This is a genomic window from Bradyrhizobium sp. Ec3.3, assembly GCF_000472925.1.
Taxonomy (GTDB): Bacteria; Pseudomonadota; Alphaproteobacteria; order Rhizobiales; family Xanthobacteraceae; genus Bradyrhizobium.
Window position 1 is genome coordinate 1 of record NZ_AXAS01000110.1, and the last position, 13,178, is coordinate 13,178.

Annotated in this window: 12 protein-coding genes and 1 pseudogene; 8 read left to right on the plus strand and 5 right to left on the minus strand. The window is 58.3% G+C overall.

The window, feature by feature from the left end:
* Both YUU_RS54255 and YUU_RS0144335 read left to right on the plus strand, forming a co-directional pair.
* Nucleotides 1–315, plus strand: a 315-nt coding sequence (locus YUU_RS54255; RefSeq protein WP_035665071.1) for an SIS domain-containing protein, incomplete at its 5' end; no start/stop codon positions are given.
* 312 nt (nucleotides 316–627) lie between these two features.
* Nucleotides 628–1,902 (plus strand): glycoside hydrolase family 28 protein, encoded by a 1,275-nt coding sequence (locus YUU_RS0144335; protein ID WP_027527920.1) that lies wholly within the window; start codon nucleotides 628–630, stop codon nucleotides 1,900–1,902.
* Between the two features lie 244 nt (nucleotides 1,903–2,146).
* On the opposite strand, the gene YUU_RS0144340 is transcribed toward YUU_RS0144335, so the two are convergent.
* Nucleotides 2,147–3,133, minus strand: a complete 987-nt coding sequence (locus tag YUU_RS0144340; RefSeq protein ID WP_051390255.1) for a pectinesterase family protein — start codon at nucleotides 3,131–3,133, stop codon at nucleotides 2,147–2,149.
* Between the two features lie 625 nt (nucleotides 3,134–3,758).
* Between YUU_RS0144340 and YUU_RS54260 the strand changes: the two genes are divergently transcribed.
* A complete protein-coding gene (locus YUU_RS54260) occupies nucleotides 3,759–5,072 on the plus strand; it encodes an LLM class flavin-dependent oxidoreductase (RefSeq protein WP_063621853.1) in 1,314 nt (437 codons plus the stop codon).
* Nucleotides 5,073–5,167: 95 nt separating this feature from the next.
* On the plus strand, nucleotides 5,168–5,524 hold the full coding sequence (gene queD / locus YUU_RS57875; protein WP_084801965.1) for a 6-carboxytetrahydropterin synthase QueD: 357 nt from the start codon (nucleotides 5,168–5,170) through the stop codon (nucleotides 5,522–5,524).
* 607 nt (nucleotides 5,525–6,131) lie between these two features.
* Here queD and YUU_RS0144355 read toward each other — a convergent pair.
* The 3 genes from YUU_RS0144355 to YUU_RS59780 all read right to left on the minus strand — a co-directional run bounded on the left by YUU_RS0144355 (nucleotide 6,132) and on the right by YUU_RS59780 (nucleotide 9,104).
* Complete coding sequence (locus YUU_RS0144355; protein WP_027527923.1) at nucleotides 6,132–6,941, minus strand: IS5 family transposase; 810 nt, start codon at nucleotides 6,939–6,941, stop codon at nucleotides 6,132–6,134.
* A 94-nt stretch (nucleotides 6,942–7,035) separates the two neighbouring features.
* Nucleotides 7,036–8,310: a Fic family protein gene (locus tag YUU_RS0144360; RefSeq protein WP_245288316.1), complete on the minus strand. Its 1,275-nt coding sequence runs from the start codon at nucleotides 8,308–8,310 to the stop codon at nucleotides 7,036–7,038.
* A gap of 173 nt (nucleotides 8,311–8,483) precedes the next feature.
* On the minus strand, nucleotides 8,484–9,104 hold the full coding sequence (locus YUU_RS59780) for a hypothetical protein (RefSeq protein ID WP_156944900.1): 621 nt from the start codon (nucleotides 9,102–9,104) through the stop codon (nucleotides 8,484–8,486).
* Nucleotides 9,105–9,588: 484 nt separating this feature from the next.
* Here YUU_RS59780 and YUU_RS54270 point away from each other — a divergent pair.
* The 4 genes and pseudogenes from YUU_RS54270 to YUU_RS0144385 all read left to right on the plus strand — a co-directional run.
* Nucleotides 9,589–10,835 (plus strand): annotated as a pseudogene (locus YUU_RS54270) (PAS domain-containing protein); the annotation flags it as partial.
* Between the two features lie 421 nt (nucleotides 10,836–11,256).
* A complete protein-coding gene (locus YUU_RS0144375) occupies nucleotides 11,257–11,532 on the plus strand; it encodes a hypothetical protein (RefSeq protein ID WP_027527925.1) in 276 nt (91 codons plus the stop codon).
* 12 nt (nucleotides 11,533–11,544) lie between these two features.
* Nucleotides 11,545–11,751 (plus strand): hypothetical protein, encoded by a 207-nt coding sequence (locus YUU_RS0144380; RefSeq protein ID WP_027527926.1) that lies wholly within the window; start codon nucleotides 11,545–11,547, stop codon nucleotides 11,749–11,751.
* 196 nt (nucleotides 11,752–11,947) lie between these two features.
* Nucleotides 11,948–12,235, plus strand: a complete 288-nt coding sequence (locus YUU_RS0144385) for a hypothetical protein (RefSeq protein ID WP_156944901.1) — start codon at nucleotides 11,948–11,950, stop codon at nucleotides 12,233–12,235.
* 594 nt (nucleotides 12,236–12,829) lie between these two features.
* On the opposite strand, the gene YUU_RS0144395 is transcribed toward YUU_RS0144385, so the two are convergent.
* Nucleotides 12,830–13,063 (minus strand): hypothetical protein, encoded by a 234-nt coding sequence (locus YUU_RS0144395; RefSeq protein WP_156944902.1) that lies wholly within the window; start codon nucleotides 13,061–13,063, stop codon nucleotides 12,830–12,832.
* Between the last annotated feature and the right edge of the window lie 115 nt (nucleotides 13,064–13,178).

Below are 13,178 nucleotides of genomic sequence, written 5' to 3' on the forward strand. Positions count from 1 at the left end.
CCGATCGCGCTGATCGACGAGACCATGCCGGTCGTGGTGATTGCGCCCTACGATCGCGTGTTCGAGAAGACCGTCTCCAACATGCAGGAAGTCGCCGCCCGCGGCGGCAACATCATCCTGATGACGGATGCCAAGGGCGCTGCGGAGGCGACGGTCGATNCNCTCGTCACNATCGTCATGCCCGACATGGCGGCTGCCTTCACGCCGATGGTCTATGCCGTTCCCGTGCAGCTCTTGGCCTACCACACGGCGGTGGTGATGGGCACCGACGTCGACCAGCCGCGCAATCTCGCGAAATCCGTGACAGCGGAATAAGCGCGACAGCACGGTCATCAGCCCTCAAACTCGGTTGGAACATCATGATTGAGCAGTTCATGACCGACCAAGAGCTCCAGCAGTTCAGATTTGCTGGCAGGCGCCGCCTCATATGATCAGACCTGGCGAGCATCTTTTGTTTCTGTGTCGCGTGGACTTACCACACTTTTGCAAATTTGTTTTCGTCAAGCCTCTGCTGGCTTGACTGCTTGTCTGTCAGCTCTGTGTAACGAGAGCTAGAAGCAACTTGGCATTCGGCTTTCGGATGACGACGGCAAGCATGGGTGGCACCGCAAAACGAAGAGGTTGTTCATGTTAGTCCCATTGCGCTATTGGGCAATGCTGTCCATGCTCGCCGCCGTAAGCGCCGGCGCACAAGCGAAAGATCGCCGCACGGTCGCCGAACCTGTCGCACCAGGTTATGTCTGCACCCGCCTGGCGCCGTCGAGACAAAACGACACAGCCAGACTGCAAGACGCCATTGCTCACTGCCCTCCTGGCTCAGCGGTTTATTTGTCCGGCGGGACGTTCCTGTCGGGCCCCCTCGAGATGAAATCCGGAGTAACGCTGTGGATCGAGCGCGACGCCACGCTTGTCGCGGTTGCCCAGAGGGAGGCCTATGACAAAGGCTTTGGAAATTGCGGTCGCATCGAAGGCAAGGGCGATGGCTGCCGGCCATTCATCAGCTTCTCCAAAACACGTGGTGGCGGCATCTATGGCGAGGGCATTATCGATGGCCAGGGCGGTGCGCTCATGGTCGGCACTGCCGAGAGTTGGTGGCAGCTGGCTCGGCGCGCGCAAGCCGAGGGCGGCTATCAGAACGTCCCACGCCTGATCCAGATCGATCATGCCCATGACATCACCTTCCACGGCATCACACTGCGCAATGCGCCCAATTTCCACGTGGCGATGAACCGGGTCGAAGGTGCCACCTTTTGGGGCGTCACGATCGATACACCGGCCGACGCCCGCAATACAGATGGCATCGATCCCGGCGCCAGCCTGGATGTGACGATTACTCACTGTCAGATCCGCACTGGAGACGACAATGTGGCTATCAAAGCAGGCAACAATGGTCCCACACGCCATATTTCCATTATCGACAACTACTTTGGCTGGGGGCACGGCATGTCGATCGGCAGTGAAGTGAGCTCAGGTGTCAGCGACATACTGGTGCACGGCCTGACCCTGGACGGCACGACGTCTGGCCTGCGCATCAAGAGCGATGTCAGCCGGGGCGGTCTGGTGGAGAGGGTGACCTATGAGAATGTGTGCCTGCGCGGCAACCGATGGCCCATCTATTTTGATACACGCTATGACATCCATGCATCCGGTAACCGAATTCCGCTCTACCGAAAGATCGCCCTACGCCACGTGCGTGGCGGTGATGGTGCGCTGGTGATGCACGGGCTTGATGGAGGTCATAACCTTGAGATTGCGCTCGACGATGTGCGATTTTCCGATTCTGCGACCTGGCAGGTGGAAAATGCAGATGTGGTGGTGTCCGACGTGTGGCCGCCGTTGCGGAGTGGGCAAGCCCCACTGTCGTCGGGTGCATGGGAAGGCTGTGCAAAGGCATTCCGCTAACCACCTCCCAACGCCCAGGACGGCCCCGCGCCCCGGTAGTACTCATCGCTTCGTTGTAGCATCCGCACTTGACCGAACAAGAATAGCAGGCGCTCGGAATGTGGCTCGCGTTGTTACTCGGGGCCTAATCGATGGATAAGCGTGGCTGTCCTAGAATCTGACGAGGTTCGCGAGGCGGTCGTGTGCGCGCGAGAGAACGGTGCGACGGCAGACGGATCAAATTTCCACGACCGGCCCTTAGTTCCTATTTTGACAATGAGTTCGGCAGCCAGTTCGTGTCATCGGCAAAAAAAGATTTGAGGGACCATTGCCTAGCTTCACCGTCCGTCAATTGATGGGAGTAAGGCTCCCGTCCTCTGAGATTGGCGCCGATTCCGGTGGATTGGTATTCGGCATAGTAGGCTGTCATCAGTCTGTTGGTCTTGTCGCGATCCCACTCGATCCAGCCTTCCGCTATCACCGGAGCATTCATCTTGGTGGATAAGAAGATCACCGTAGCATAAGAGCGCCAAGGGCGGCCAAGAGCGATGCCACGTGCGGCGAGATCGGCGGTCAGAGTGCAATGGTCAAAAACATAGGCGCTGTCCTCCTCCGGCGATTCTTTGCTTTGTGCGGTGTACACCACTGCCTGATGGGCGACGCCGTGCAGCTCACAACGCTGAAAATAGGCCTTGGCGTTTCCGAATATATAGTCGACATGTCCCTCGATATAGCAGTCCGAAAAATATTGCCGTGCTCTTCGGCCATTAGGCCCTTTGTTGGCGAACAGCGTGTCCTGTGCGCCGAGTAGGCGGGTGTGGGTAATAACGTCCTTGTCTCCAGTAATAGCCAGCGCCACCGCCTGCGACGGCGGATTGACCGGATTTAGGGAATAGTCGTTTTGTACCGTTAGATTGTCGAGCCGGAAGTCATCGCCAGATGCGTCCATTGTGGCGGAATGAACGGTTCCACCCACTTTGATCGCGCCGTCGCCATAGACGACAACCGTGTCTTCCGGCTTCTTCCCGGTGCCTCTGATATGAACGCCAGATTTGCCGACCTTTACCTTCTCGCGATAGATGCCCGGCGCAATCAGAATGTCGCCGCCTCGAGCTGGCAATGCGTCTATGGCCTCCTGGATGGAGCGATATGCCTTGTCGCCGGATGGCGAGACAAGAATTTGCTCAGCACAGGTTTTCGGGAGCTGAAAGCAGCTGGTCAGAATGGCAGTGGAAATCAGGAAATATCGCACAACGGTCCCCGTTCTTTGTCGGGCCAGTTGCTCACTTGCGGCTGCAATGCTCGCCCAAACCAGCTGCGTCCAACATGTGCCCATAGAGGCAGCTCCTACCCGTCCCACACCTGGATGCATGGGGCAACTTCAATCGTGGATGACGATCGCGCCGCTTCCGCGTCGGAGTGAGGACGAATATGAAAATTGTCGGAACTCGACACTTGGTTTCGTCGTATTTCGCCCTGCCTTGCTTGGAGTGACCCATGTCCGAAACACGACATTAGGGTGAGAACGTCGCGTCGGCGCGATGCAAATCGTTGCATCCTCTCTTCAATCGTGGCTTGCAGAGCCCTGGCACGCAGATTGCTCGGTAGTCAAAGGGCGCCGTCACGGCGATATTGCAGTCGCTGGCGAGGGAGTTCAGATGAGGCCAGGCCAGCTGGTGCGGACCAATGCCCTTGCCAAACTCTGGCTTCCCAAGCCGGCAGTGCAGCCCTGCATATCGGGATAAAAGTTGTGCCTACAAATTCTGGAGCAAGAACGCAGATCGCATGGTGCCTGTGGTCAGCGATCGATGGCGCGACCACGCAGATCGCATCCGAGAAATACGAACGGCTATGACTGTTCCGCCAGAGGAAAACTGATGAAGCTTGGAGTGTTCTATGAGCACCAATTACCGCAGCCCTGGGAAAATGGCGGCGAAAAAAAGTTGTTCGACAACGCGCTGGAGCAGATCGAGCTCGCCGATCGGCTCGGATTCGATTACATGTGGCAGGTCGAGCATCACTTCCTGGAGGAATACTCCCACTCGTCCGCGCCCGAAGTCTTTCTGGGTGCCGTTTCGCAGCGTACGAAGAATATCCGTGTTGGCCACGGCATTTGTCTTTCGCCGCCGCACTACAATCATCCAGCGCGGGTAGCTGAGCGCCTCGCGACGCTCGATCTTATCTCTGGAGGACGCGTCGACTGGGGGACTGGAGAATCCGCCTCGCTAATCGAGATGCATGGGTTTGGAATAGAACCCGAGCAGAAGAGTGCCATGTGGCGGGAAGGCGTCGAACAGACCGCAAATATGATGACGATGCGGCCGTATCCGGGATACGAGGGGCGATTCTTCAAAATGCCTCCCCGCAACATCGTGCCAAAGCCGATACAGAAGCCGCACCCACCGCTCTGGATGGCTTGTTCGCGGCGCGACAGCATTTTGCGCGCCGCCCGTTATGGTGTAGGCGCGCTGGTCTTTGGGTTTGTCGAAGCGTCTCAAGCAAAACTCTGGCGGGACGAATACTATGAGACTATCAAGTCCGAGGAATGCGTTCCCATCGGTCATTCGGTGAACGCCAATATAGCAACGCTCAACGGTATGATGGTTCATGACAGTGCCGAAGAAGCGATGCGTCGCGGAATCGATGGTTTCAAGTTTTTCGGATATTCGATCGCACATTATGCGATATATGGTGAACATCGTCCTGGGCGCACGAATTTGTGGCGGCGCTTCCAAGCGGTCAAAGACGACATGAAGGAGACGCCGGGCTCGGGCAGCATCGGTCGGCCTCAGAGCGTTCGTGACCATCTCATGAGCTACGCGGATGTCGGTATCGACCAAATGATCTTTATCCAGCAATGCGGACTAAATAAGCACGAGCATATCTGCGAGGCACTCGAGCTGTTTACCAAAGAGGTTATGCCCGCACTGAAAGAACGGGAAGACGAGCGCGTCCGACGTAAAGAAGAGGAACTGGCACCTTACGTAGAGGCGGCGCTGGCCCGCAAGCCCTTGATGCCGGAGCTGCGCGAAACGGACATCCCGAACATTGAGGCTATGGGCATCGTACTCGAGCGTCGCACCGGTAAGAACTACGCTTCGGCGGGCGGCCCCTTCGCGGATCCGACCCGCGGAGGGGCCATTCCAATGGTTTCACGGGAAACCTATGCCAAGGCAGCCAAGATCGACTGATGGCGAAGGTCACCGCGGAACTTGCCTGATTTTATGTTCGGCGCCGCTCGCATCGGCGACGGCGGATCACCACATCTGCAAGCATCTGAGCCCCAATGAAGATATCACACGCGTTCAAATTCGAGGCGGCTCACCGTCTCCCGAACGTGCCGGCCGCACATAGGTGCAGCCGCATGCACGGCCACTCCTATCGAGTTGAAGTGCAACTCGATGGACCGGTGGATCCGATCACAGGATTCGTCGTAGATTTCTTCGACCTCGAGGAGGCCTTCGTCGAAGTGATGAATGCACTCGATCATCGATGTCTGAATGAGATCGAAGGATTGGGGAATCCCACGGCGGAAAACATTGCCATTTGGATCTGGGAAAGACTGAATCGCAAATTTCAAGGAATGTCGTGCGTTCGAGTCTATGAAACATCCGATGCTTGGGCCGAATATGACGGACGATGAAAAGGGAAGCAGCCTATTTGGTCGGCCGCGGGGGTTGATTAGAGCGGCTCGAACATTGAGTTCGAGGCTGCAATCCAAAAGCTCGCGAAATCGAAATCTCGGCTGAAAGAGTTCGTGAGATGGTCTTGTAGAGCAGAAGGCATGGCTGAGCATTTCCCTCAACGGCTGAACTAGCGCGCGCAGCAGCGTCTCACAGTTCTCGCTGGTTTCCCCGGTGAGCTCGGGAATCGTAATGGGCTCCGAGCGCACGCTGCGCTGGTCCAACATGGAGGCTTTTCGTAGCCGGGCATCTACACATCATAGGCAGCGACGGGACTGGTTTGAACTCTCCCATGTGCGGAATCCAGATCGCCGCGTTGAACGTGGAGCAACCGATTTCCTTCCTGAATCGTGTTCGATGAAAAGTGTGGGGCCTGCGGCCCCCAGGCCGTCGAGCCCAAGCCCCATGAAGCCATGGGGATCGGAAGATCACCGATCACATCGTTCGCGAACTTGAAAAACGTGCGCGGCCCTGGCACCAGCCGAGGAAGGTCGAGCACAGCGCAGGGCGCATCACGCGGCCCCCTGCGCGGCAACGGCATTTGGTGGCGACGATCTCTAGAGGCTGTTAGGAACCAGCGGCGAGTTTAGCGACGTTTTTGAGCATGATGCATGCGAAGGCGATGAGGTGGAGGTCGGCGAGGGTCTGAGCGCATCGCTCGTAGTCTTTGACAAGTCTTCGGAAGCGTGCGGCCCACGCGAAAGATCGTTCGACGACCCATCGCCTTGGGAGCAGCACGAAGCCTCGTTTGGCCTCCGACAGCTTTATGACCTCGAGGGCAATGCCGTGTTCTGCAGCCGCCGTTGCAGGCTTGTCGCCTGTGTAGCCCTGGTCAACGAAGGCGACTTCGACGCTCTGACCAGTCTCTGCCTGAATCGTCTTGGCGATCCGGCCAATCTCGGCGCGATCGTCGGTGTTGGCGGGCGTGACATGCAGCTCCAGAAGATGGCCGAGCGTATCGACGGCCAGATGCAGCTTCGAACCTTTCTTGCGCTTGGCTCCGTCGTAGGCGCCGCGGGCGCCACTCTCGGGCGTCGAGCGCAGAGTTCGACTGTCGATGATGGCGGCGGTCGGCTGCGCGGGTCGTCCAGCCGCAAGGCGCAGGATGACGCGCAGATCCTCGGCCAGGGCCTCAAAACAACCCGCGCGCAACCACCGCTGCGCCTGTTGATAGACGATCTCCCACGGCGGCAAATCGTTCGGCATCCAGCGCCAGGGCGCGCCGGTCTTCACGATATAGCGCAGGCCGTTGAACACCTCGCGAAGTGCGTGCGTCCGCTGCGAGGCGTCCTCGGGCAAAAGTATCAGATACGGCGCAACAAGCGCCCACTCGTCATCGGAAACGTCAGAAGGATAAGGCTCGCGGGGAATCGACATCCCCCAAACCTCAACATCTATGGTTAATCAGTCCCTAACAGCCTCTAGAGCCGCTTTGCGCGCCTCTGTGTCTGCCGACAAGCTCATGCCCTGCTCACTCATCTGCGTGCTCCGGAAACAGTCCCGGCATCCACCGCGAGGCGAGGGCGGCGGGGAACGCAAGCAACAACGGATCACGTGGCCCCTTTGAGCTGAGGACGCCGCGGCCGAGGAGTTCAGAGACGATACGTCGGGCATGACGTGGCGTCAGACCGAGAAGGCCGGCTACATCGCCGCGCGGAAGCTCGCCGCGATAGAGGATTGCTTCAAGCACCGCACCTGCCTTAGGGGGCAGCTTGTTGACGCGAATCTCCTCCTCCGCCCACAGCAATATGCGCGTGCGCAGCCGATCAGGCTGCATGAGCGATTCCATGAAGTTCACCTGGTCAATGCAGGTCTCAAGGAAGAAGCGGGTGAATGATGCGAGTGCTTCCTCGCTGAGGCTGCCGCGACCATCCAGGTCGTTGCGTCGCGGAAGATCACATTGCGCGAGATGCTCCTTATAGGCGCCGTCATTTCGAGCAAGGCCGCGAGCTGCGGACCAGACAGCGCCGGTATCGAGCGCATCTGACAGCATCGCATGCGACATCAGGCGTGTGACACGGCCGTTTCCATCCAGGAATGGATGAATCCATAAGAGGCGATGATGCCCTGCCGCCGCAGCCAGAATCGCGTCCGTCTTGCCGACCTTCCCAAACATCTTCTCAAAATGCGCGAGAAAGCGTGGAACAGCGCCTGGACTAACGGCGACATGACGTCCCACTTTAACGTCGCGGAGCCGCAGTTCGCCGGGCACGACACGAAGCCGTTCTTTCGTGTCAGGCTCCTCGATCCAGAGCATGTATTCAGGAAGGTGTTGACAAAAACGGCGATGAATGTCGCGGATACCATCCGTGGTTACAGCTCGACCGCGAAAATTGCCCTCATCGATCCAGCGCTGCACAGCAATGTGCGCGGCGGCCTCAAGCTGAAGATCGCGCTTCTCAGGATCCGCGCTGTAATCGTTCTTGAGTGCACGCTCGATATCGACCGGATGAGTATCGTGTCCCTCGATGAGATTGCTGTAGTAGCAGTTCATCGCACGGACCAAATCTGCCAACGCACCCAACAGGCTCTGCGGCAGGCTTCTCTTGAAACCGGCAGACTTGCCCGCCAGATCGACGGCCAAATCCGTAAGCTCGCTCCGGTGCCGGGAATCCTCTCCGATCAAGAGCGGTTCCATCGAGAAGACCACCTCGCCGCGGTCGACGGTCCCGGCGATGTCCTCTTTCTTGTCCTCTGCAGAAATTGTCATAATCTGAATAATATCATGTAGATATATAAAATTCACGTGCAAAATAGCCGTCCATAAGTCCGCTTTTATGTCCGCTATATCAGCGGGTTGAACCGCCTCTCTCTTCGCGAAAGATTGAAATTGTTCCCAGAATGTTCTTCCGGGACCCTGGCAAGGATCCGAACAAGGCAGTGCGCGCCTGACGCGCAACTATAGATGGAGGCACCGTGCTAGTTATAGCTGGTGTTGGTTCGACATCTAACAACGAAGCGATCAAATTTTATTCCCGGAACGGCTGCTCGAAACGCCGTGCCGATCGCATTCAGGTCGCGGTTCAAACCGTTGTTGGGGCGGATTAGCGTGATATGCGGCTGAAAGTGTCTTGCCCCAAATGCGTTGCGATTGTGGTCGCTGGGCTGTCGGACGCCAATCACTTCCATGGTCTCGAGCGGGTAAAAGCGGGCACGAAACGAACGGATCGCCTGTCTGCTCGAGCTTGTTCGCTTGACACGCACACCGACATGGCACCGGGCTGGATCGATCTCAGGTCTGGGGTTCTCGCCTCCCGGCGTCATGGCCATAAAGCGAAGATCTTCGGCCGCCACTTCAATTTCAACGGGCTCTTCGTAGTTTGTCAGTCCCTTCAGGGCGCGGGCCTCGCGTGGTAAACGCTTAGATGCAGCCGCTCGTGTAGGAGCGAGGAGCGGAGGCCCATTTGCTGCGTTAAGAACCGTCGTATGGATGCCTCGCTCTCCTTTGCGACGAACAGCATTGCCCAAACCGTATGCCGGTGTCTCGCCATCATCACTCACCCCCAAGGCAATTGTCTGCCAAAGTTCCTCGCGCTTCAATCCGGTTGCGGTTGGCGCTGGCCCTCGCCATTGCCTGAGCCATCGAAGAGTGTTGGGTGTCGATATGAAGGTCCCGAATATACGCGGATTGCGAATCGGCCCTGCACGATTTCCTGCGCGCGTGCTTTGCGAGACGCCGTCTCGTTGAAGTCATTTTCTTCGTGATTCGGAAAATAAGAAGATAGTAGAGAGGCGCGAAGAACGAACTCGGCAAAGGCAGCTCGATGGCCGGCGCACGCCGATTACCGAGCCCGCGACGGTTGGTTTCGATGGCAAGGAAGTCGACCCCTCGTCCTGATTCTGCCTGCCACGGCATAGGGTTCGTTCGCGCAAGCGACACGGGCTTGCCCTCTGCCGTTGATCTCGGAATTGGCGGCGTAGGGCTATACTGGCACCGCCTGGTGCTCCGACGCATCGGACGCAAGTCCATCGTTTTATTCAACCTCCTCGAAGCCTGAGGAAAATTTGCAGGAGACATCGAAGAATGTTCGGACTTCTCAAACAGGGTGAATTGGAGAAGGCGGCCGCCATTGACCGGTCGCAGGCGGTCAGCGAATTCCAGATGGACGGGACGGTCATTACGGCCAACCAAAAGTTCCTGAAAATGATGGGATACGCCCTGTCGGAGATCCAGGGCCACCATCACCGCATGTTCGTCGACGCAGATGAGCGAGACTCGACCCGCTATCGCGAGTTCTGGGCCCGGCTTAACCGCGGTGAATGCCTGGCCGCTGAATACGAGCGCGTCGCAAAAGGCGGCGCAAAGGTCTGGATACGGGCCTGCTATAATACGATCCTCGATGCTACGGGACGGCCCTCGAAGATCATCGAATTCGCAACCGACATCACCGCGCGGAAGATGCGCAGCATGGAGGATGCCAGCCAGGTCGCGGCCATCGACCGCTCGCAGGCCGTGATCTTTTTCAAGCTCGACGGGACGATCGAGCGCGCGAACGAACACTTCCTCCGCGCCATGGGATACACGTTCGCCGAAATCGAAGGCGGGCACCACAGCATGTTCGTCGATCCGGCTGAGCGCGATTGCGGCAGTTACCTGGAATTCTGGGCACGGCTCAACCGCGGCGAATGCCAGGCCGGGCAATTCAAGCGGATTGCCAAGGGCGGCCTGGAAGTATGGATGCTCGCTACCTACAATCCCGTTCTCGACGAAAAGGGGACGCCTTTTGGGGTGGTGACATTCGCCACTGATGTAACCAGCCAGAAGCTGAAGGCCGTCGATACGTCTGGACAGATCGATGCGATCGGCAGGTCGCAGGCCGTCATCGAGTTCAACATGGCTGGCACAATCATCACCGCCAGCGAGAACTTCCTCAAGGCGGTGGGATATTCACTCCGCGAGATCCAGGGCAAGCACCACAATCTGTTCGTGACGGCCGACGAGCGCAACAGTCCGGCCTATCGCGACTTCTGGGCTCGCCTCTACGACGGCGAATACCAGGCTGGCGAGTACCGGCGCATCGGTTCTAACGGAAAGGAAATCTACATCCAGGCGTCCTATAACCCAATCCTCGACCTCAATGGCAAGCCCTACAAGGTCGTCAAATACGCGGTTGACGTGACGCAGGCCGCTCTCGCCCGTGCGCGCGCAGAGCGCGCCCGCACGCTGATCGAGTCCGTTGCAGTCGGAGCGAGGAAATGAACGCCTCGATCCGCGAGATTTCACAAACCATGGCCAAATCGAAGGAGGCAGCAAACCTCGCTGTCAGCCGAAAGCATTGAAAGATCAGAAGGCCCATCCGTTTCATCGTCGATATCGGGTATGAGACGACTGCCAGGAATAGTGCACGCGGCCAAGCCGCCCCTGCTGCGGCCCGGCTCGCGAATGTGATCAACATTGCCTTGAAATAAGAATAGATCACCGGCTTGGTGCCGAGCCGCTCTCGGATGGCTCATTCCCTATGAGCATGTCAGCGCCGACAATAGCGGCGGCACCCCTGGACGGACGGCTCTGCGCCGAGCGGGAGGACGAGCACCGCGCTGGCACGCTCAGCCGAGTCCCGCACATTCCGAGCCGTTGCCAAGCTTTCCGCTTTTTTCTCTCGCCGAGCCGGCGTACTGCTTGGTGTGTCCGAACGAGATCTCTTGCGGAAGGCTAGGCGTGAACCGAATGCGTGTATCTGGGTCGATAAGATTGGCCGAACCGGAGCGCTACCTCACCGGCATCAAGGAAATAGGCGCGGCCGTTCTCTGTCTTGTTGCGCTTGGCATGCCCTATGATCCCGACGCTCAATTGGATCCGGAAGAACGCGATCATCGGCGCTTCGTCTTGCGCCCGACAAACGAGCTCATGAAAGTACTTCCGTGGGACAGCGATGGCGCCGACCTGCTCGTCGAGGAAAGCCTGCCTCTCTGGAAATACGACCCGCTCAGCGCGACGCTTAGCGATGAGGACGATCTTTCGAATTAAGGAGCCTGTCAAATGTGGGAGCCGCTGACAGCAACCGGCGAGCCGTTACGCGGCCCGAATGCAACGCAGCGTCTCGAGGCCGAGCGCTCTGATGCCTGGACGCACTACCTCAATGGTGGCGGCGGCTCCATTGAATATTTCGATGGTTATGCATGGGACAAGATGGTCCGTAGGCGAATAGATGATGATGCCGAACAGGCCCGTGAGCGAGGTCGCTAGAGCGCGACATCACACCTCCCCTCTTCAGCTTAAGCTTGGCGGTACTCAACAGCGTTGACAAGAGACCTCGCATTTCGGCGAGCGAGTCCCGGACATTACCAATCCTTCCGCGTCGATTCCCAATCCTTTCGGTCCAGCATTGGGAGTGTTTTCGGTACATCTGAATCTCCTATCAACCACAACAAAGGAGATGTCCATGAAAGTCGTCACCATCGGTAAAAGACTGGTCCCCGTCGAGCAGGTCGCGTTCGTCGAGCCCTTCGATCCTTCCGCCAATCCCGAGTTCAAGCCCGAGAAGGACTTCAAGGCGCGCCTCGTTCTGCTCAACCGTGACGTCGTTCTCACCGAACAGACACCGCAGGAGTTCGCAACCGAGCACGAGCTCCACCTGTTCGCCGAGGACAGCGTCGCCGTCAATCGGGAGATCGCGTTCAGGGTCGAAACCTTCGAGCCGACCGAGAAGTTCAATCGGGCAAAGCCTTAAAAGACGAGGCTCAAATGGCGTGATTTCTCCGGCGGCGAACAGAGCAAGTTGCTTCTGACCCCGCCCGAGACCGTCATCGCCGAACTTCTTGGCGCCAAGGAGGGATTGGCCAAGACGCCAAAGCGTCCGGCACGGCGGGCAGGAAGAGGCCGCTCGGGCTCTCGCAGAATGGAAGCTTTCCGCACCTAGTGAAGCGCAGATGAAGATAAGTGTCGAGAGCGCCCCTGTCGAGCAATCGGCAGGGGTTTTTCGCATGAGATCTACGTGGCCTCGAATTCGACAATGGCGAAGACCATCCTATGTTGTTGATTTTTGGTGCGTGTCGCAAAAAGGCCTGCAGATAGAACCTGACGCGCACGGATATCCGTCCGCCGCAAGGGGCAGCCCCTCGCGCGCAGGCGCGCACCTCTCGGTGTGCGGCGTCCGTCTCTCCGCGTCCCTTCGGTCGCCAGGCACGGCCGACGGCCGCAAACAAAGGAGAGACGACAGCAAGGAACACTTCGATATTCACCGGCATCTCAGCGACCGCATCGTCGCGGCGATCGAGGCCGGTGCGGGACCATGGCTGATGCCCTCGCCGCGCGCGGGAGCAGCCTAAGGAAGGTACAGCACGGCAAGGAGTGCGAGCGCGGCGATGACGCAGAGAGCCACTGTCTTGCCGATCACCGCGCGTTTCTCGATTTGCTCGGCCGCATATCCGAAACCCCGAGCGAGATTGAGCAAGCTGTCTTGTTCGAGCCCTCCCGGCGAATGCTCGGCCTGTTGCAGGTAACCCCGCTCGAGCCGCCGGAACTCTTCCGCCCGCAATCTGCGCGCACGCACCGACATACGCATTGTCCGTTCCAACTAGCTCCAACCAGCTCACCAAGATGCCCGAAGGCTATCCGCGAACTGCGGGCCGGATGTGACCGCCGGCCCACCAGATCAGATAGTTGAGACGGCG